17 protein-coding genes are annotated in these 20,574 nt (G+C 56.2%); 7 read left to right on the top strand and 10 right to left on the bottom strand.

Annotated features, from left to right (window positions below):
• Positions 1–48: 48 nt before the first annotated feature.
• Positions 49–306, top strand: a complete 258-nt coding sequence (gene bhsA / locus ACWKXX_RS04275) for a multiple stress resistance protein BhsA (RefSeq protein WP_006809234.1) — start codon at positions 49–51, stop codon at positions 304–306.
• Positions 307–381: 75 nt separating this feature from the next.
• Here bhsA and ldtC read toward each other — a convergent pair whose 3' ends face one another.
• The 3 genes from ldtC to ACWKXX_RS04290 form a co-directional block, all read right to left on the bottom strand.
• Positions 382–1,347, bottom strand: a complete 966-nt coding sequence (gene ldtC, locus ACWKXX_RS04280) for a L,D-transpeptidase LdtC (protein ID WP_045141466.1) — start codon at positions 1,345–1,347, stop codon at positions 382–384.
• Positions 1,348–1,492: 145 nt separating this feature from the next.
• On the bottom strand, positions 1,493–4,939 hold the full coding sequence (mfd, locus tag ACWKXX_RS04285; RefSeq protein WP_017693631.1) for a transcription-repair coupling factor: 3,447 nt from the start codon (positions 4,937–4,939) through the stop codon (positions 1,493–1,495).
• A 567-nt stretch (positions 4,940–5,506) separates the two neighbouring features.
• Positions 5,507–6,580 (bottom strand): acyltransferase family protein, encoded by a 1,074-nt coding sequence (locus tag ACWKXX_RS04290; RefSeq protein WP_454540763.1) that lies wholly within the window; start codon positions 6,578–6,580, stop codon positions 5,507–5,509.
• Between the two features lie 256 nt (positions 6,581–6,836).
• Here ACWKXX_RS04290 and lolC point away from each other — a divergent pair, with 256 nt between their 5' ends.
• From lolC to cobB, 5 genes are read left to right on the top strand one after another with little or no spacing between them, the layout of a single operon-like run.
• A complete protein-coding gene (gene lolC, locus ACWKXX_RS04295) occupies positions 6,837–8,036 on the top strand; it encodes a lipoprotein-releasing ABC transporter permease subunit LolC (RefSeq protein WP_017384712.1) in 1,200 nt (399 codons plus the stop codon).
• On the top strand, positions 8,029–8,730 hold the full coding sequence (lolD, locus tag ACWKXX_RS04300) for a lipoprotein-releasing ABC transporter ATP-binding protein LolD (protein ID WP_126498932.1): 702 nt from the start codon (positions 8,029–8,031) through the stop codon (positions 8,728–8,730). The genes lolC and lolD overlap by 8 nt, the downstream gene beginning before the upstream one ends.
• On the top strand, positions 8,730–9,974 hold the full coding sequence (gene lolE / locus ACWKXX_RS04305; RefSeq protein ID WP_017384711.1) for a lipoprotein-releasing ABC transporter permease subunit LolE: 1,245 nt from the start codon (positions 8,730–8,732) through the stop codon (positions 9,972–9,974). Before lolD ends, lolE begins: the two co-directional genes overlap by 1 nt.
• Before the next feature lie 54 nt (positions 9,975–10,028).
• Positions 10,029–10,940 carry an N-acetylglucosamine kinase gene (nagK, locus tag ACWKXX_RS04310; protein ID WP_015570807.1) on the top strand — a complete coding sequence of 304 codons (912 nt, stop codon included), beginning with the start codon at positions 10,029–10,031 and terminating at the stop codon, positions 10,938–10,940.
• A gap of 14 nt (positions 10,941–10,954) precedes the next feature.
• Positions 10,955–11,776 (top strand): Sir2 family NAD+-dependent deacetylase, encoded by an 822-nt coding sequence (cobB, locus tag ACWKXX_RS04315; protein ID WP_006809226.1) that lies wholly within the window; start codon positions 10,955–10,957, stop codon positions 11,774–11,776.
• Between the two features lie 34 nt (positions 11,777–11,810).
• Here the strand turns inward: cobB and potD are convergent, their stop codons facing one another.
• The 4 genes from potD to potA are packed head-to-tail and all read right to left on the bottom strand — an operon-like array spanning position 11,811 to position 15,619.
• The gene (potD, locus tag ACWKXX_RS04320) at positions 11,811–12,845 is read right to left on the bottom strand and encodes a spermidine/putrescine ABC transporter substrate-binding protein PotD (protein ID WP_261666296.1); all 1,035 of its coding nucleotides are present in this window, start codon (positions 12,843–12,845) and stop codon (positions 11,811–11,813) included.
• A complete protein-coding gene (gene potC / locus ACWKXX_RS04325; RefSeq protein WP_015570805.1) occupies positions 12,842–13,633 on the bottom strand; it encodes a spermidine/putrescine ABC transporter permease PotC in 792 nt (263 codons plus the stop codon). The genes potD and potC overlap by 4 nt, the downstream gene beginning before the upstream one ends.
• A complete protein-coding gene (gene potB / locus ACWKXX_RS04330; protein ID WP_017693625.1) occupies positions 13,630–14,487 on the bottom strand; it encodes a spermidine/putrescine ABC transporter permease PotB in 858 nt (285 codons plus the stop codon). Before potB ends, potC begins: the two co-directional genes overlap by 4 nt.
• Entirely contained in the window at positions 14,471–15,619 is a 1,149-nt protein-coding gene (gene potA, locus ACWKXX_RS04335) for a spermidine/putrescine ABC transporter ATP-binding protein PotA (RefSeq protein WP_162871832.1), read from the bottom strand. Before potA ends, potB begins: the two co-directional genes overlap by 17 nt.
• 237 nt (positions 15,620–15,856) lie before the next feature.
• Here potA and pepT point away from each other — a divergent pair, with 237 nt between their 5' ends.
• A complete protein-coding gene (gene pepT, locus ACWKXX_RS04340) occupies positions 15,857–17,080 on the top strand; it encodes a peptidase T (protein ID WP_006809220.1) in 1,224 nt (407 codons plus the stop codon).
• A 90-nt stretch (positions 17,081–17,170) separates the two neighbouring features.
• On the opposite strand, the gene ACWKXX_RS04345 is transcribed toward pepT, so the two are convergent.
• The 3 genes from ACWKXX_RS04345 to phoP all read right to left on the bottom strand — a co-directional run bounded on the left by ACWKXX_RS04345 (position 17,171) and on the right by phoP (position 20,519).
• Positions 17,171–18,292, bottom strand: coding sequence for a ribosomal protein uL16 3-hydroxylase (locus ACWKXX_RS04345; protein WP_017384706.1), 1,122 nt, complete (start codon positions 18,290–18,292; stop codon positions 17,171–17,173).
• Between the two features lie 91 nt (positions 18,293–18,383).
• Complete coding sequence (gene phoQ, locus ACWKXX_RS04350) at positions 18,384–19,847, bottom strand: two-component system sensor histidine kinase PhoQ (RefSeq protein WP_015570801.1); 1,464 nt, start codon at positions 19,845–19,847, stop codon at positions 18,384–18,386.
• On the bottom strand, positions 19,848–20,519 hold the full coding sequence (phoP, locus tag ACWKXX_RS04355) for a two-component system response regulator PhoP (RefSeq protein ID WP_026094318.1): 672 nt from the start codon (positions 20,517–20,519) through the stop codon (positions 19,848–19,850).
• Between the last annotated feature and the right edge of the window lie 55 nt (positions 20,520–20,574).

Consider the following 20,574-nt stretch of genomic DNA (forward strand, 5'->3'; position numbering starts at 1 on the left):
ACTAAATAACTAACGACCACTACATCATCTGCCTAAAGGTATAAAATCATGAAAAACGTTAAAACCCTCATCGCTGCCGCCGTTCTGAGTTCACTCTCTTTCGCAAGCTTCGCTGCTGTTGAAGTGCAATCCACGCCAGCAGACCAGCAGAAAGTCGGTACCATCTCTGCCACTGCCGGGACTAATCTGGGCTCTCTGGAAGATCAGCTGGCACAAAAAGCTGACGAAATGGGTGCGAAATCATTCCGCATCACCTCTGTGACCGGTCCTAACACCCTGCACGGTACCGCTGTTATCTACAAATAAGCGTAACGCAACCCTCCGTTATGCCACTGCAAAAAAACGCCCTGCTGATGCAGGGCGTTTGTCGTTATTACTGCTTTACATTGATTGCTGAGCAACCTCATGATGCCGCGTGACATCGGTTGGCATCCCCGAGCGCGCTTCCATCGCCCGCTCCATCACCGCGCCATCGGTATTGACATTCGTTTTAAAGCTCACCATCGAGGCATTCAGATTAATTGGCAGCGTCTGCGGATCGTCATTGATGTTTTTCGATAGCGGCTGGTGGATCTCAACCAGACGGACGCCACCCGGCTCTTCAGACACTTTAATCGGCGTATTAATGATATTCACTTTCGTGCCAGGGGCGATCACGCGGTAGAGCGTTTTGATATCGTCATCGCGCAGGCGAATGCAGCCGGAGCTGACGCGCATCCCGATCCCGAAATCCGCATTCGTTCCGTGCAGAAGATAAACCCCACCGTATGCCGCCAGGCGAATCGCATGGTGCCCCATCGGATTATCCGGGCCAGCAGGCACCACGGCAGGCAGGTCGATACCTTGAGCTTTATAACGGGCGCGAATGTTTGCCGTCGGGGTCCAGGTTGGATTAGCGCGCTTATCAGAGACGGTGGTGACCATGGTAGGCGTGAGCGTATCGCCCCCCAACTGACCAATACCGATAGGGTAGACGGTCACTTCGTTCTTGCCCGGCGGGTAGTAATACAGACGCAGCTCGGCGAGATTAATCACAATGCCCTGACGCGGCGCGTCCGGCAGGATGGTTTGCAGCGGAATCGTCAGTACGCTGCCTGCCCGGGGCACGTATGGATCTACGCCCGGGTTGGCCTGCAACAGCGCCAGGAACCCGACGTTATATTTTTTGGCAATCGCTTCCAGCGAACCGCCATCGTTTTCAACCACGTGAAAGCGGTTTTCACCTACGACGTTGCTGCCGGCAGGCGGAAGAGGCCAGGTATTTGCGCGAGCAGGGAGCGCGACGGCAACCGTCGCGGCCAGCGCAAACAGAGTTAACCAGCGGGTAAAACGCGAAGAAATCATCATTATCATAATCCATACAAATGATAAGGTTATTGTTTTATAAGGCGTTAATGATAATTATGGCGAATGTATAGTCGGGAAGTTCGGGCGAAGTGCAAAGAGTTTGTAAATTGTCCCCCCGCCAGCCGGGCGCTGGCGGGGGATACCGTTATGCGATGGCGTTCTCTTCCAGCTGACGCATAAAGTTACGCACCCAGTCCATGCGGGTTTTACGTTCCGTCAGATCCTGAGTAAATTTCAGACGCGTCGGGCCATCAAGACGGAAATGCTGCGGCTGTTTTTGCAGGAGGCCAATCAGCCACATCGGATCGACGTGGTTCTTCTCGGCAAACTCAATGACGCCGCCTTTCTCATTGCCTTCAAGCTTGCGAATGCCCAGCTTCTGCGCCTGCTGACGCAGGCGGGCAATATCCAGCAGGTTGCGCGCCGCATCGGGCAATATCCCAAAACGGTCAATCAGTTCGACTTTGATCTCTTCCAGCTCGCCTTCGCTTTTCGCGCTGGCAATGCGTTTGTAGAACGACAGACGGGTATTCACGTCAGGAATAAAATCATCCGGCAGCAGAGAAGGCATGCGCAGTTCCACTTCGGTCTGCTGGCTGGTGAGATCTTCCAGAGACGGTTCACGTCCGGCTTTAAGCGCGTCGACGGCATTTTCCAGCAGCTCCATATACAGCGAGAAACCGATGGTTTCCATGGAGCCGCTCTGGTCTTCACCCAGCAGCTCACCGGCGCCGCGGATCTCCAGGTCGTGGGTCGCCAGCGCAAAGCCAGCACCCAGATCTTCCAGCGAGGCGATAGCTTCCAGACGCTTTTGCGCGTCGGTGGTCATCGCCTTCGGATGCGGCGTCAGCAGCCAGGCGTAGGCCTGATGGTGCGAGCGCCCGACGCGCCCGCGCAGCTGGTGCAGCTGGGCCAGGCCGAAGTGATCCGCACGTTCGATAATGATGGTGTTCGCCGTTGGAATGTCGATCCCGGTCTCAATGATGGTGGTACACACCAGCACGTTGAAACGCTGGTGGTGGAAATCGTTCATCACCCGCTCCAGCTCGCGCTCGCGCATCTGGCCGTGACCAATGGCGATGCGCGCTTCCGGTACCAGCTCTGCCAACCTGTCGGCGGCTTTCTGAATATTTTCAACGTCGTTATACAGGTAATACACCTGGCCGCCGCGCAGCACTTCGCGCAGGATCGCCTCGCGCACCACCAGATTGTCGTACTCGCGAACAAAGGTTTTCACCGCCAGACGGCGCGCCGGTGGGGTGGCGATTATCGACAGATCGCGCATGCCGCTCATCGCCATGTTCAGGGTGCGCGGGATCGGCGTTGCGGTCAGGGTCAGAATGTCGACGTCGGCGCGCATCGCTTTGATGCGCTCTTTATGGCGCACCCCGAAGCGGTGCTCTTCATCCACGATCAGCAGCCCCAGATCTTTCCACTTCACGTCGCTTTGCAGCAGCTTGTGAGTGCCGATCAGAATATCAATTTTGCCTTCGCTTGCCTGTTCCAGGATTTGCGTCTGCTCTTTGGCGCTGCGAAAACGCGACAGCATCTCAATGCGCACCGGCCAGTTGGCGAAGCGGTCGCGGAAGTTGTCGAAGTGCTGCTGGGCGAGGAGGGTAGTCGGCACCAGCACCGCCACCTGCTTGTTGTTTTCCACCGCCAAAAAGGCGGCACGCATCGCCACTTCGGTTTTGCCGAAGCCCACGTCACCGCAGACCAAGCGGTCCATGGCCAGCGGCTGGCACATGTCGCTCAGCACGGCGTTAATGGCCTGGGCCTGATCCGGCGTAGTTTCAAACGGGAAGCTGTCGCAGAACAGCTGATACTGCTCTTTATCATGCTTAAACGCATAGCCCTCTTTGGCCGCACGCTGGGCGTAAATATCCAGCAGCTCGGCGGCCACGTCGCGCACTTTTTCCGCTGCCTTCTGGCGCGCACGCGCCCAGGCATCGCCGCCCAGCTTATGCAGCGGCGCGTTGTCTTCCGCGCCCCCGGCGTAGCGACTGATCAGGTGCAGGGACGACACCGGCACGTACAGTTTGGCGTCGTTGGCGTAGGTCAGCATCAGGTATTCACCTTTGATGCCGCCTGCTTCGAGGGTGGTCATCCCCTGATAGCGACCCACCCCGTGTTCCAGGTGAACGATCGGCTGACCGGGGTGCAGTTCGGCCAGGTTACGGATCAGGGTGTCCGGGTTGATGGTGCGACGGCTGTCCTGACGACGGCGCGCGACGCGCTCGCCCAGCAGGTCGCTTTCACAAATCAACGCCAGGTTATTGAGCGTATCAATGAATCCGTGCTCGGCGGCGCCGATCATCAGGTAACGGCCATTTCCGGTCGCTTCGCTCAGGCGAAGAATGCGCTTCGGCGCAACTTTGATCCGTCCCAGCAGTTCGCCCAGCGCTTCACGGCGACCCTCACTTTCAACGGAGAAGACCACCGGCCCGGTGAAGGACTCAAGAAACTTGCGCAGATTATCAAGCGGGGATTTCTGCTGCGCCTGGACGGCCAGGTCAGGCAGCGTCCGGAACGCGAGATTGGTGTTCGCCGCCTTCTCGGCAAGCGCGTCGGTTTTGAGCTGCATGCGCGGCCAGCGTTTCAGCTCGGCGTTGAGCTCGTCGGTACGTAGCCACAACATTTCCGGCGGCAGCAGCGGACGCATCGGGTCAACGCCCCGGTTTTCAAAGCGGGCGCGCGTTTCGCTTTCAAAGCGGCTGGCACTGGCGTCGATATCCCCGGTGTTAACAATCAGCGTATTCGCCGGGAAGTAGCTGAACAGCGCCGGCAGCGGTTCGTTAAAGAACAGGGGCTGCCAGTACTCGATCCCGGCCGGAAGGGTGCCCTTGCTGACTTGCTGGTAGATATGTTCGGCATCGCGCTTCACGTCGAACCTGTCGCGCCACTGGCTGCGGAACAGCTCGATGGCGGTTTTATCCGTCGGGAACTCATGGGCGGGCAGTAGGTTAATGGAGTCCACTTCCTCCAGCGTGCGCTGGGTGTCAGCGTCGAACACGCGCAGGCTGTCGATCTCATCATCAAAGAAATCCAGACGATATGGCCGATCACTGCCCATCGGATAGAGATCCAGCAGCGCACCGCGCGTCGCATATTCGCCGTGCTCCATCACCTGGTCGACATGTCGATAGCCGGCTCCGTCCAGCTGCACGCGCAGGGCATCGCGCGACAGGCGTTGGCCTTTTTTCATTACCAGCGCATGGCCGTGCAAATAGCTGTGCGGACAGACGCGCTGCATCAGGGTATTCACCGGCACAATCAGCACGCCGCGCTGCATGGTGGGAAGCTGATACAGCGTCGACAGGCGCGAAGAGATGATCTCCTGGTGCGGAGAAAAACTGTCGTAGGGAAGCGTTTCCCAGTCGGCCAGGCTGAATACCAGACTGTCGGTGAACTGACGAATTTCATCGTGCAGGCGCAGGGCGTTTTGCATGTCCGGGGCAACCAGCACCACCGGCCCAGGATGCCGCTCAGCAATTTCCGCCACCAGGGTGGCGCAGGCCGCGCCCGTGAGTTCGCCCAGCTGGCGCTGGTCGCCCGCTTTGACAGGCAAGGAGTAACGATAGTGTTCAGGCATGGCTATGTCAGAGTCTCTTGGGGATATACCAACAGTATTGGGGCATATCACTGATACGCAATGTCTTTATTATCCTCGATCGTTTTACATAAGCAAATCGTAACCGCACAAGAGGGAAAGTGCCCCCGGATGGGTAGAGGGTTCCTCAGTAATTTGAAAGCAGAAGCAATAACGTTGTCTTCAGACTAACTGAGGGCTTTCAGCGATGCCCTGGTCCGGCTGTAAATCGCTGAGGCGTTTCCTGAAGGCCGGGGCGAGGCGCAGGGATGCGCCGAGAGGGCGTGGCCTGCATGGATGCAGGCTCATGCCCGACCCGATAGCCGGAAGGAATAAGCCGAGGGTATCGCGAAGCGACGATTTACCGCCGGGAGCCCGGGTTGCCAGGGTGGTGGCGACTGAGCCACCCTGGCACGTTCACCGCTCGTGCGGTTATAGAATAGCAAGGAATATAAGGTGAACGGAACGAGCACCACAGCTGTATGTTCACCCTCACCCCAGCCCTCTCCCATAGGGAGAGAGAGCCGTCTGTGCAGGCCTTATTTTGTAGCCCGTATGGGACAGGGTTAGTTAGCGGGTCGTGGGCACGGGCGAAAGCCGCGCGGGAGGGGAGAAGAAAAGATCGCCAAAGAGGGCGGTCGAGAGCTTACGTGCCCCCAGCCCAACCAGCGTGCAGACGAGCAGGCTGATAAACGGATAGACCAGAATCAGCGTTAACTCCGCCCAGATCGGCCAGTACGCCGCATTCATTTCGCGGATCATGAGCAGGCTAAACGCCTCAATTAAAATGCGGTGGGTGGTATAAATCGCGATGGTGTTTGAACCGATGACGTTCAGCAGATTATTGGGATGAACGGCATAACGCTGCTCGAAGCTGTAAAAGAGCTTCATGATAACCACGATTGACAGCAGAGAGAGCGGCAGAGGGACATTAGCGAACCACAGCACCACCGACACCGCACCAGAGGCGATGAGGATCAGCCAGCTGAGGCGCAAATTCATCCCTTTCATCCACGCCATCAACTGCGCGCCATACCATGCGCCGAGGCTGTAGTAGACCATGTTGCGCACCACGCTGTTCATTCCCCACCACGGTAACGGCAGGAAGTTGATGGCGATGCTTGCCAGCGCCAGAAGCCCCAGCATCGGCAGTTTCCAGCGGCTCAGCAGCTTACAGAGCGTAAAGTAGACCACTAAGGCGTACAAATACCATAGGCTGGTGCTGGCCGTGAGCATTCCCCGTACAAACCCTGAAACGGAATCGGCGTAGGCCGCATTGGATGCTGTCGCCAGCTCTCGCTCGGGGGCGAGCCAGGCATTCAGATGAGTCAGCGCCTGCCATTGCAGGACGCCCCACAGGGCCAAAACCCAGACAATGCTCCAGATCCGCTTGTCGAGACTGGTGCGCCAGTTCACCTCGTCAATATATCGACGGATCAAATAGCCGGAGATAAAGAAAAACACCGGCATACGGAACGGGGCAAGGTAAAGATTAAAGTAGACCCAGCATTTGGCGAGCAGGCCCGATAACGGATGCTGTAGCCCGTCCAGGTGAGGATAAAAGGTGATCACCGAGTGGTAAATCACCACCAGGCAGATGCACAGACCTTTTATCTGGTTAATCCATAATGCTTTTTGTTTCATTGTGCGTGACGACCTTGTTGCCATAAACGAAAGGACGATTGTTGTAAAATGAAACCCTGATGTAACGGGTAACAGTCTGTATCAGGACGATTTTCGGAAAAGGTGGAGGCTGTCTGGCGGAAGTTCAGTCAGTAGCATGATGATTTATCTGAATTTTTCGGAAAAATGATTACCGAATCTTACGGTTTCAGTCATTTACGCTTAGCGGATTCGCTTATATACTCGTGGGTCTGCTATCAGCAAACAGACGGATTTCATGTATCAACCTGTCGCACTCTTTATAGGCTTACGTTACATGCGTGGGCGCGCCGCGGACCGCTTCGGTCGCTTTGTCTCCTGGCTTTCGACTATTGGCATTACGCTTGGCGTGATGGCACTGGTGACGGTGCTTTCCGTCATGAACGGCTTCGAGCGCGAGCTGCAAAACAATATCCTGGGGCTGATGCCGCAGGCCGTTCTCTCTTCCACTCAGGGTTCCGTTAATCCGCAACAGCTGCCGGAAAGCGCGGTGAAGTTACAGGGTGTCACGCGCGTTGCGCCGCTCACGACGGGCGATGTGGTGCTGCAAAGCGCCCGTAGCGTGGCGGTCGGGGTGATGCTGGGTATCGATCCGGCGCAAAAAGATCCGCTGACGCCGTTCCTGGTCAATGTGAAACAAACCGACCTGGAAGCGGGTAAATACAACGTCATCCTCGGCGAGCAGCTTGCCGGGCAGCTCGGGGTCAACCGTGGCGATCAGCTGCGTGTGATGGTGCCGTCAGCCAGTCAGTTTACGCCGATGGGGCGTCTGCCAAGCCAGCGTCTGTTCAACGTGATTGGCACGTTTGCGGCGAACAGCGAAGTTGATGGTTACCAGATGCTGGTGAACATTCAGGACGCCTCGCGTCTGATGCGCTACCCGGCGGGAAATATCACCGGCTGGCGTCTGTGGCTTGATGCGCCGCTGAAGGTGGATACCCTTAGCCAGCAGACGCTACCGGAAGGGACGAAATGGCAGGACTGGCGCGACCGGAAGGGCGAACTGTTCCAGGCCGTGCGCATGGAGAAAAACATGATGGGGCTGCTGCTGAGCCTGATCGTGGCCGTTGCCGCGTTTAATATCATCACCTCGCTCGGGCTGATGGTGATGGAGAAGCAAGGCGAAGTCGCCATTCTGCAAACCCAGGGGCTGACTCCGCGCCAGATCATGGCGGTATTTATGGTCCAGGGCGCCAGCGCCGGCATCATCGGCGCGCTGCTCGGCGCGGCGCTGGGGGCGCTGCTCGCCAGCCAGCTCAACAATCTCATGCCGATTATCGGCGCGCTGCTTGATGGCGCGGCGCTGCCGGTGGCAATCGAGCCGCTCCAGGTGGTTGGTATTGCGCTGGCCGCGATGGCCATTGCGCTGCTTTCTACGCTTTATCCTTCCTGGCGGGCTGCCGCCACTCAACCCGCTGAGGCTTTACGTTATGAATAAGATCCTGTTGCAGTGCGACAACCTGTCCAAACGCTATCAGGAAGGCACTGTGCAGACCGACGTGTTGCACAATGTGAGTTTTAGCGTGGGCGAAGGCGAGATGATGGCGATTGTCGGTAGCTCTGGCTCCGGTAAAAGTACGTTGCTGCACCTGCTTGGCGGGCTGGACACGCCAACCGAAGGCGATGTGATCTTCTCCGGGCAGCCGCTGAGTAAAATGTCGTCTACGGCGAAAGCCGAGCTGCGTAACCGCGAGCTGGGCTTTATCTATCAGTTCCACCATCTGCTGCCGGACTTTACGGCGCTGGAAAACGTCGCAATGCCGCTGCTGATTGGTAAAAAGAAACCCGCGGAAATTAATGCCCGCGCCAGCGACATGCTAAAAGCGGTAGGGCTGGGTCATCGCGGGAATCACCGTCCGTCTGAGCTTTCCGGCGGCGAGCGTCAGCGTGTGGCCATCGCCCGTGCGCTGGTCAACCACCCGCGCCTGGTGCTGGCGGATGAACCGACAGGTAACCTCGATGCGCGTAACGCAGACAGCATTTTCCAGCTTCTCGGCGAACTGAACGCCGCGCAGGGAACCGCGTTTCTGGTGGTCACCCACGATTTACAACTGGCTAAGCGGATGGGGCGTCAGCTGGAAATGCGCGACGGTCGTCTGAATGCTGAACTGACGCTGATGGGAGCGGAGTAATGGCTTCACCGTTATCGTTACTCATCGGGTTACGCTTTAGCCGCGGTCGTCGCCGGAGCGGGATGGTATCCCTTATCTCCGTGATCTCCACCATCGGTATCGCCCTGGGCGTGGCGGTGTTGATCGTGGGCTTAAGCGCCATGAACGGCTTTGAGCGTGAACTGAATAACCGCATTCTGGCCGTTGTCCCCCACGGTGAAATCGAGCCGGTTAACCAGCCGTGGTCCAGCTGGCGTGATGCCCTTAACAAAGTGGAAAAGGTGCCCGGCATTGCGGCGGCTGCACCTTACATCAACTTTACCGGGCTGGTAGAGAGCGGGGTAAACCTGCGCGCCATTCAGGTGAAAGGGGTAAATCCTCGTCAGGAAGAGCGTCTGAGCGCGCTGCCGCGCTATGTGCAAAATGGCGCATGGGCAAACTTTAAGGCTGGCGAGCAGCAGATCATCATGGGCAAAGGCGTTGCCGATGCGCTGAAGGTGAAGCAGGGCGACTGGGTCTCGATCATGATCCCGAACGCCAGCGCTGATCACAAATTGCAGCAGCCTAAGCGCGTACGTCTGCACGTCACCGGTATTTTGCAACTGAGCGGCCAGCTCGATCACAGCTTCGCGATGGTGCCGCTGGAAGATGCGCGCCAGTATCTGGATATGAGCGACAGCGTGACGGGCATTGCCATTAAGGTTAACGACGTCTTCAACGCCAATAAACTGGTGCGTGACGCTGGCAGCGTGACCAATAACTATGTCTACATCAAAAGCTGGATCGGCACTTACGGTTATATGTACCGTGATATCCAGATGATCCGCGCGATTATGTATCTGGCGATGGTGCTGGTGATTGGGGTGGCGTGTTTTAATATCGTCTCGACGCTGGTCATGGCCGTTAAGGATAAGAGCGGCGACATCGCCGTGCTGCGTACCTTAGGGGCGAAAGACGGTCTTATTCGCGCCATCTTCGTCTGGTACGGTTTGCTGGCGGGGCTGTTTGGCAGCCTCTGCGGCGTGGCGATCGGCGTGGTGGTTTCCCTTCAGCTGACGCCGATTATTAACGGAATTGAAGCGCTTATTGGCCATCAGTTCCTGTCAGGCGATATCTATTTTATTGACTTCCTGCCGTCTGAACTGCACTGGCTGGACGTTATTTATGTGCTGGTTACAGCACTTTTACTGAGTCTGCTGGCAAGCTGGTATCCGGCGCGTCGCGCAAGCCGAATTGATCCGGCGAGGGTATTAAGTGGCCAGTAATTTCGTCATGGTTTAGCGGTCTTTTGGCCGCTGAATCAAACAGAGGAATGCATCATGTATTACGGATTTGATATTGGCGGCACCAAGATTGCGCTCGGCGTGTTCGATAAAGACCTTAAGCTACAATGGGAAACCCGCGTACCCACGCCGCGCGAAAGCTACGATGAATTTTTAACCGCCATTGCCGCGCTGGTGGCGCAAGCGGATGAACGCTTTGGCGTCATAGGCAGCGTCGGCATTGGTATTCCGGGTATGCCCGAAACCGACGATGGCACGCTGTATGCCGCCAACGTTCCTGCCGCCAGCGGCAAACCGCTGCGTGCCGATCTCTCTGCTCTCCTTGAGCGCGACGTGCGCTTAGACAACGATGCCAACTGTTTTGCTCTCTCAGAGGCCTGGGACGACGAGTTTCGTCGCTATCCGCTGGTGATGGGGCTGATCCTCGGAACCGGCGTGGGGGGCGGGATAGTCATTAACGGTAAGCCCATTACCGGGCGCAGCTACATTACCGGCGAATTTGGTCATATCCGTCTGCCGGTGGATGCGTTGGATGTTGTCGGACGTGATTTCCCGTTGATCCGCTGCGGTTGTGGTCAGCACGGCTGTATTGAGAGTTACCTTTCAGGCCGTGGGTTTGCATGGCTTTATGAACACTTCTATCATCAGAAACATGACGCCCCCCAAATCATTACCCTGTGGGAACAAGGGGATGCGCAGGCGCGAGAGCACGTTGAACGCTATCTCGACCTGCTGGCCGTGTGCCTGGGGAATATCCTGACCATCGTCGATCCGGATCTGCTGGTGATCGGGGGAGGGCTGTCAAATTTCACTGCGATTACGGAACAGTTGTCCGGGCGTCTGCCCCGACATTTATTGCCGGTCGCCCGCGTGCCGCGCATTGAGCGTGCGCGACACGGGGACGCAGGAGGCATGCGCGGAGCCGCATTCCTTCATCTCACCGATTAGTTTACGAGGTTATTATGCTGTCGCGTCGCCAGGGTCGACTCAGCCGTTTTCGCAAAAATAAACGCCGCTTACGTGAACGCCTGCGTCAGCGGATCTTTTTCAGAGACAGGATGATGCCAGAAGCGATGGATAAACCCAGAGTGGTGGTGTTGACCGGGGCGGGGATCTCCGCCGAATCCGGTATTCAGACCTTCCGCGCGGCGGACGGACTGTGGGAAGAACACCGAGTTGAAGATGTGGCGACGCCGGAAGGTTTCGCCCGCGACCCGGCGCTGGTGCAGGCGTTCTACAACGCCCGCCGTCGCCAGCTTCAGCAGCCGGAGATTGCGCCGAATGCGGCGCACCTGGCGCTGGCAAAGCTGGAGGAAGCGCTGGGGGATCGTTTTCTGCTGGTCACGCAGAACATCGACAATCTTCACGAAAGGGCCGGAAACCACAACATCATTCACATGCACGGCGAACTGCTCAAGGTGCGGTGCGCATGGAGTGGTCAGGTGCTGGACTGGAAAGAGGACGTGCTGGACGAAGACCGCTGCCACTGCTGTCAGTTCCCTTCGCGTCTGCGTCCGCATGTGGTCTGGTTTGGCGAAATGCCGCTGGGAATGGATGAGATCTACAGCGCCCTGGCTATGGCGGACGTCTTTATCGCCATTGGTACCTCAGGACATGTCTATCCGGCGGCAGGATTTGTTCACGAAGCGCGACTGCAAGGTGCCCATACGGTGGAGCTTAATCTGGAGCCAAGCCAGGTCGGAAGCGAGTTTGAAGAGAAACATTACGGTCTGGCGAGCGAGGTGGTGCCAGCCTTTGTGGATAAACTCCTGAAGGGGCTGTAAGAGTAACGGGCGACATTGCGTCGCCCGTTATGCATTAACGGCCTGCTTTTAGCTTCTGATAATACTCTTCATACAGGCGGCTCGCGTCACCGACGTCGTTCTGCCATTCCCCTTCGCTGATGGTTTCAGCGTCCGGATAAAGCGATTTATCATTTGCCACTTCAGGGCTGAGCAGCTTCCGCGCGGCCAGGTTTGGCGTCGGGTAGCCGATGGTTTCCGCCACCTCTTTTGCCACATCCGGGCGCAGCAGGAAATTGATCAGCTTCAGGGCGCCCTCGACGTTTTTCGCATTCGCCGGGATCGCGAGGCTGTCCATCCAGAAGATGCCGCCCTCCTTCGGCCAGACCACCTCCAGCGGCGTCCCGGCCTGACGCGCCACAAACGCAGAGCCGTTCCAGACCATACCCAGATTCACTTCACCTTCCATATACGGGTTAGCCGGGTTATCCGAGTTGAACGCCGCCACGTTTGGCATCAGCTTTTTCAGTTCGTTATACGCCGCTTCGATCTCTTTCGGATCGGTGGTGTTACCGGAATAGCCGAGTTTACGCAGCGCAACCTGGAACACTTCGCGCGCATCGTCGGTTAACAGCAGGCTGCTTTTGTATTCCGGCTTCCACAGGTCAGCCCAGGATGAAACCGTTTTTGGTTCAATGGCATCGCTGTTGACGCCAATTGCCGTCGCGCCCCAGATGTACGGAATGGAGTAGTCGTTATTCGGGTCGAACGGCTTGTTTAGCATCTCAGGATCGAGGTTTGAAAAATTGGTTAGCTTCGTTTTGTCGATCTTCTGGATCATGCCTTCTTTGCGCATCTTGTCGACGAAATAGGTCGACGGCACCACCAGGTCATACGCGCCATCTTTATAGGTTTTGAGCTTGGCGTACATGGTTTCATTCGACTCGTAGGTCGAATAGATCACCTTGATGCCCGTCTCTTTGGTGAACTGCTCCAGCAGGCCCGGCGGCACATACTCGGTCCAGTTGTAGAAATAGAGCGTTTTGCTGTCATCAGCATGCGCGGCGCCCATTCCGAGCATCAGTGCCGCAGCGGCAAGCATTTTTTTCATTTCTGTGTCCCCTGAGATTTTGTTTTATCACGAGCAATAACCTGGCTGGCAATTACCAGAACCAGCGATAACACCAACAGAATAGTCGCCAGCGCGTTCACTTCGGGTGAAACACCGACTTTAACCATTGAGTAGATCTTCAACGGCAGAATTTCATAGCTCGGCCCGGTGACGAAGGAGGACACGACCACGTCGTCCATCGACAGGGTAAAGCTGAGCAGCCATCCTGCTGCCACGGCGGGCATCGCCAGCGGCAGAATGATTTTGCGCAGAATGGTCATCTCGCTCGCACCCAGATCTTTCGCCGCTTCCAGCATGCGTACGTCGAACCCTTTCAGACGCGCGTAGACGGTTACCACCACAAACGGCAGACAGAAGGTGATATGCGAGAACAGCAGCGACCAGAAACCGAGCTGGACGCCCAGCAGCATAAACAGCACCAGCAGTGAAATGGCCATCACGATATCCGGGGACATCATCACCACAAACAGCATGCCACTGACGAACGGCTTACCGCGAAAACGGTAGCGGTACAGCGCCACGGCGGTCAGTGAGCCAATCAGCGTCGCGAAGGTGGCAGAAAATACCGCCATCGTCAGCGAGTGCTGAGCGGCCTGTAGCAGGCTGTCATTGTTCATCAGCAGGCCATACCATTTGGTGGTAAACCCTTGCCAGTTGATCCCGAAGCGTGAGCTGTTAAAAGAGTTCACGATCAAAATGATTATCGGAATATAGAGATACGCATAAATGGCGGTCATAAAACCGCCGCGAAGCAGTCGACCGATCATTCCAGCTCCACCTTCTTATTCAGCAGGCGTGATGCACGCCAGTAAACCAGCAGCATCAGTCCCATCACCACCGTCAGCGTTATGCTGGTGGCCGAGCCGAACGGCCAGTCGCGGATATTCAGGAACTGACTCTTAATCACGTTACCGATCAGCAGGTTTTTCGCCCCGCCCATCAGGTCCGATACGTAGAACAGGCCCATCGCAGGCAGCATGACCAGCAGACAGCCGGCGATAATACCCGGCATGGTCAGCGGAATAATGATGCGGACAAAGGTTTGTAACTTACTGGCGCCCAGGTCTTTCGCCGCTTCCAGCAGCGGTTTATCGAGCTTTTCAATGCTGGAGTAGAGCGGCATCACCATAAACGGCAGCAGGATATAAACCAGGCCGACAATTACCGCGCCCGGGGTGAACATGATGCGGATCGGCGTCTCGATCACCCCCAGCCACAGCAGAAACTCGTTCAGATAACCTTTGGTGCTGAGGAAGATTTTCAGCCCGTAGATGCGGATTAACGAGTTGGTCCAGAAGGGTACAATCAGTAAAAACAGCAGCAGCGGCCGTACTTTTTGCGGCAGGCGGGCCAGGAACCAGGCGAATGGATACCCCAGCACCAGACAGGCGAGGGTAGCAATCAGCGCCATATTGAGCGAGTGCAGCAGCACGTCAAAATAGAGCGGATCGAGCAGGCGCGCGTAGTTGTCCAGCGTAAAGACCATCGCGACGAAGTTCGCGTCGTCGCGGGTCAGGAAGCTGGTTACGATGATCATCAGGTTGGGTAGAAAGACAAACAACACAAGCCAACCGACGATCGTGGCAATCACCACATTCTGGAACTTACTTGTGTTCTTCATCAGCCAGTACAACCTCCCAGCTTTCTACCCAGTTGATGACCATTTTCTGATCCAGCGAGTGGTCGAAGTCCGGATCGTCCTCGTTAAAGAACTCGCTGACCATCACCATTTTGCCGTTTTCCAGTTCCACAACGGATTCGAGGGTCATTCCCTTGTAGTTGCGTTCGCGAACGTAACCGATCAGACCTTCGACGTCAGCCGTGTCGTGGATCTCATCAACGCGGAGATCTTCCGGGCGCAGCAGGACGTTGAGCTTTTGCCCCTGCTCGACGGCAAAGTTGACGGTAATATTGCATTCGCGGCCTTCCACGTTCGCGCGAACGCGCTGCTCGTCCAGACGCTCAATCACCGTGGCGTTGAAAATATTGATTTCGCCTATAAAGCTGGCGACGAACAGGTTTTTCGGCTCTTCGTAAATTTCACGCGGGGTGCCATCCTGCTCAATCTTGCCGTCGCGCATCACCACGATACGGTCTGACATGGTCAGGGCTTCTTCCTGATCGTGCGTAACAAACACGAACGTGATGCCGAGCTTACGCTGAAGCGCTTTCAGCTCGTTCTGCATCTGCTTGCGCAGCTTGTAGTCCAGCGCGGAGAGGGATTCATCCAGCAGGAGCAGGCGAGGTTTGTTGACCACGGCGCGGGCAATGGCCACACGCTGCTGCTGACCACCGGAAAGTTGATGCGGCTTGCGCTGGGCGAACGCCTCCAGCTGTACCATGCGCAGGGCTTCGGTAACCCGAGGTGGGATCTCGCTGGCCGGTGTTTTTTGCATCCGCAGGCCAAACGCCACGTTCTCAAACACGGTCATGTGCGGGAACAGGGCATAGCTCTGAAAGACGGTATTGACGTGGCGATCTTCGGCTGGAACCTGGGTTATGTCCTGGTTCTCAAGATGGATATGGCCGTTATCGACGCTTTCCAGCCCGGCGATAAGGCGCAGGACGGTGGTTTTGCCGCAGCCGGAGGGGCCGAGCAGCGTGAGAAACTCACCGTCATTGATGGTCAGATTAAGGTCGGAAATGACATCTTTGCCATCGAAACTTTTACGAATTCGTTCCAGTTGCACCAGCGGTGAAAGGGAACGGGGTTGTGTATTCAATTTTCGCGCTGTCCCATATAGACGCCTCAGGCAGCAGACTGAAGCGGGGTTTGTGTGTAACCACCTTGGTGACTCGTAATGAGGGCGGACATTCTACGGCAAACCCATTGAATCGCCAATCCTTCTCACTTATTCATAAGCTACATTTATTAACGCACAACGATATAAACGTAAAAAGTTCTCGTTTGCGGGATAAAAGTGACCTGACGCAATATTTGCGTTTTGCTGCTTAATGATAATGTTGTCACAAAAAGTGAGGGTGACTGCATGGATAAACTACTTGAGCGTTTCTTACATTACGTTTCGCTGGATACCCAATCTAAGCCGGGGGTCCGACAGGTGCCAAGCACCGAAGGCCAGTGGAAGCTGCTAAATCTGCTGAAAGAGCAGCTGGAGGCCATGGGGCTGGTTGATGTCACGCTCAGCGAAAAAGGGACCGTGATGGGAACGCTGCCGGCGAATATTGACGGCGATATCCCGGCAATTGGCTTTATTTCTCATGTCGATACCTCACCTGATTTTAGCGGTAAACACGTAAACCCGCAGATTGTTGAAAACTACCGCGGCGGTGATATTGCGCTGGGCATTGGCGACGAAGTGCTGTCGCCGGTGATGTTCCCGGTACTGCATCAGCTGCTGGGGCAGACGTTAATCACCACTGACGGCAAAACCTTGCTGGGGGCCGATGACAAAGCGGGCATCGCCGAGATCATGACGGCGCTGGCGGTGCTGAAGGGCAAAAATATCCCACATGGCGATATCCGCGTGGCCTTCACGCCGGATGAAGAGGTTGGAAAAGGCGCAAAACACTTTGACGTTGAGGCGTTTAACGCGCAGTGGGCCTACACCGTCGACGGTGGCGGCGTGGGTGAACTGGAGTATGAAAACTTTAACGCGGCATCGGTAACGATCAAAATCGTCGGGAATAACGTGCACCCGGGGTCTGCGAAAGGGGTGATGGTGAATGCGCTGTCGCTGGCTGCGCGTATTCATGCGGAAGTGCCCGCCGAAGAGAGCCCGGAGATGACGGAAGGGTATGAGGGTTTTTATCATCTGACCAGCATCAAGGGGACCGTGGACAGCGCGCAGATGCACTATATTGTCCGCGATTTCGACCGCAAAGCCTTTGAAGCACGCAAACGTAAGATGATGGAGATCGCGAAAAAGGTCGGCAAGGGGCTACATCCGGATTGCTATATTGAACTCATCATCGAAGACAGCTATTACAATATGCGCGATAAGGTGATGGAGCATCCGCATATTCTTGATATCGCCCAGCAGGCGATGCGCGATTGTGACATCGAGCCGGTGATGAAACCGATCCGTGGCGGTACCGATGGTTCACAGCTGTCGTTTATGGGCCTGCCGTGCCCGAACCTGTTTACCGGTGGATATAACTACCACGGCAAGCATGAATTCGTGACGCTGGAAGGGATGGAGAAAGCGGTGCAGGTGATCGTGCGGATAGCGGAGTTAACCGCGAAGCGGTAATGTTTTATGCCGGGTGGCGGCTACGCCTTACCCGGCCTACATTTCGATCGTAGGCCCGGTAAGCGCAGCGTCACCGGGCATTAAAGCGGCTCAGTCCTCAAAAAACCAGTACCCGCTGTTCACCAGCGCGGCCAGCATGGCGAGGAAGGAGGGATCGTCCAGTGCGTCGCCAAAGGTATCCGCAGTCAGCACCATATGGCTGGCAATCGCTTCCAGCGCCGGGCGATGCGGAGAGTCCAGGCGCTCGCCGTTGACGAATACCTCTTCGCCAATGCGTAGTACGCGTAATCCGCCCAGACGAACCAGCTTATCGCCCTGCTGGAGCGCATCATAAATTTCATCTGCCTGATACGGCGGCTCTGGCGGTGCGACGTCCAGTTCGTGACGCGACTGGCTGATAAACTCGCCAAACCACTGTCTGAAGTGCTCCGGTTCGTTGATCAGATCCAGCATCATCCCGCGCAGCTTATCCAGCTCCTCTGGCAGAATATCCGCCGGGTGCTCACGCGCCGGAACGTCCGGATCGCTGTAACGGTAGCTGCCCAGCTCACGCTGTAAAACATAGTCAGCAAATCCGCTGATCATCTCGCGCCCGCTTGGCGCGCGGAAACCAACCGAATAGTTCAGCGAGTTTTCCAGGGAATAACCTTCATGCGGGAAGCCCGGTGGGATATAGAGAATGTCACCTGGCTCCAGCTCTTCATCAATGATCCCTTCAAACGGATCAACCTGAAGCAGATCCGGGTGCGGGCAGTGCTGCTTCATTGGCACTTTTTCGCCCACGCGCCAGCGACGGCGCCCGGTACCCTGAATGATAAACACGTCGTACTGATCCAGATGCGGACCCACGCCGCCACCGGGAACGGAGAAGGAGATCATCAGATCGTCCATTCGCCAGTCTGGCAGGGCGCGGAAGGGACGCATTAAGGCTGCGGTGGGTTCGTGCCAGTTGTTGACCGCCTGCACCAGTAAAGACCAGTTGTTTTCGCCCAGGTGATCGTAGCTTTCAAAGGGACCGTGGCTGACCTGCCATTTCCCGTCCTGGTGGCTCACCAGACGGCTGTCTACCTCGTTTTCCATCGCCAGACCAGCGAGTTCGTCAGGAGAAATAGGGTCGATAAAATTGCTGATCCCGCGTTTAAGAACGACCGGGCGTTTTTGCCAGTAACGTTCAATAAATTCGGGCCAGTTAAGCGTTAATTGATAATCCATATTTTTGTATTCCGCAGGCTCTTACTGAGACGGATTATAACGGAAGCACCGCCCCCTGACTGCGAGATCCGCGTATTTTTCACATTTCGGGTCAACTATCGTTCGATACGGGATGCTGGCGGCCAAAAATGACTTCCATACGGGCACCGCCCAGCAAACTTTCACCGGTTTCAATCTTGCCCTCGTACTGATCGACGATTTCCCTGGCGACGGATAATCCGACGCCCTGGCCTGGCCGCAGCGTATCGGCGCGCTGGCCGCGATCGAACACCACTTCGCGTTTATTACGGGGAATGCCAGGACCATCATCCTCAACGATAATATGCAGTTCGTTATCCGTTACCCGCGCGGACACCTCGACAAACTCCAGACAATATTTGCAGGCGTTATCGAGCAGGTTTCCCATCACTTCCATAAAGTCATTTTTCTCACCGACAAAGCTAATTTCCGGTGAGATATCCAGACTGATGTTGACCCCTTTACGCTGGTACACCTTGTTTAGCGCAGAGGTGAGGTTATCCAGCAGCGGGGCTACCGGGTGCAGTTCACGGCTCAACAGGGCGCTTCCGGAACGCATGCTCGCGCGGTGCAGGTAATAGCCGATCTGCTGTGAAATACGGCTGATTTGTTCCAGCATCACCGGCTCGGCGTCATCCACGCTCATTTTCGAACTGCGCATGGAACGCAGGGTACTCTGCATCACGGCCAGCGGGGTTTTCAGGCTGTGCGTAAGGTCGGTGAGCGTCGTGCGATACTTGTCGTAGCGTTCACGTTCGCTTTTCAGCAGGCGGTTGAGGTTGCGCACCAGGCTGGTCAGCTCACGCGTGGTCTCCGGGTTTAGCTTCTCGCGGTGATGTTCCTCCAGCTCGCGCACCTCTTTGGCAAGGGATTCAATCGGGCGGAGGCTCCACCACGCAGCAACCCACAGGAGAGGGATCACCAGCAGCAGGTTGGCAGCCAGAACATACACAAACCAGTTCCAGACCATATACGAGCGTTTCAGCTCAACCGGTATGGTATCGATCACCACAATGGTTAACTGCGGCATGTTCAGGGTGGCGGGGTAAAGGTTGATGGCCACAGAGTGGGTCATCTCCGTGTCGTCATCTTCGGCCCGGATCTCATTAAGCTTAATCTGTAAGGCGCGATCGTCACGCAGCAGGCTGCTGGTGGAGTTGAGGTCGGCTTCTATTTCATGAAAACCGTTGGTTTTCAGCCATTCCGGACGGATGCGCTTTTTCAACCACGGGACATCGCGCTGGGCCCAAAGCAATTTCCCTTTTTCATCATAGATCAGCGCCAGCGTCGGGCTCTGCTGATTCAGGTTTTCCGGCATCTCGACGGTGATTCGGTTGTTCTCCCACTTCGCCAGGGTATAAAACAGGTTACTTTCGCCGCGAAGCAGGCGGAAGGTGGTTTTATCGAAGCTCACGCTATAACCGACCAACGCCACCATCCCATAAGAGAGCGACAGCACCAGCACGACGGCGGCGGTTGCCAGCAAAAAGCGAACCCGCAGCGAAAGGGGTAAAATGTGGCGCAATATCCCTTTCATTTAGCGTAATTCGAACAGGTAGCCCTGACCACGCACGGTGGTGATCACGTCATGCGGGTACTGCGCCTGAATTTTTTTACGCAGGCGACCCATCAGCACGTCAATGGTGTGGCTTTCGCGCAGCTCGGCATCCGGATAGAGCTGAAGCATCAGGGAATCTTTGCTCACCACTTTACCGTTGTTACGGATCAGCGTTTCCATGATGGTGTATTCGAATGCGGTCAGCTTGATCACTTCATCATTAATAGAAAATTCGCGGCGAGAGAGGTCCACCTGGAACGGCGGCAGAGAGATAACCTGTGACGCCAGCCCGCTGTTGCGGCGCAGCAGCGCCTGCATACGCGCAGCGACTTCTTCAATATGGAAGGGTTTGGTCACGTAGTCATCCGCGCCAGCGCTCAGGACTTCAACCTTGTCCTGCCAGCCTTCGCGGGCAGTCAGCACCAGTACCGGCAGGGAAACGTCATGGCTACGCCAGCGGCGGATAAGGGACAATCCGTCTTCATCCGGCAGCCCTAAATCGACAATGGCGATGTCCGGCAGGTGTTCATTGAGATAATAATCGGCCTCTTTTGCGTCTTCAGCATCATCCACCTGATGACCCATCTCCTGAAGTTGAACTTTCAGGTGATGACGTAGCAATGCGTTATCCTCAACAACCAGTACGCGCATCATCACTTCTCCCTTTATAAATGGTATGAATAGTTTAACGCTGATTATTCAGGTT

The organism is Enterobacter sp. UPMP2061 (assembly GCF_053709615.1).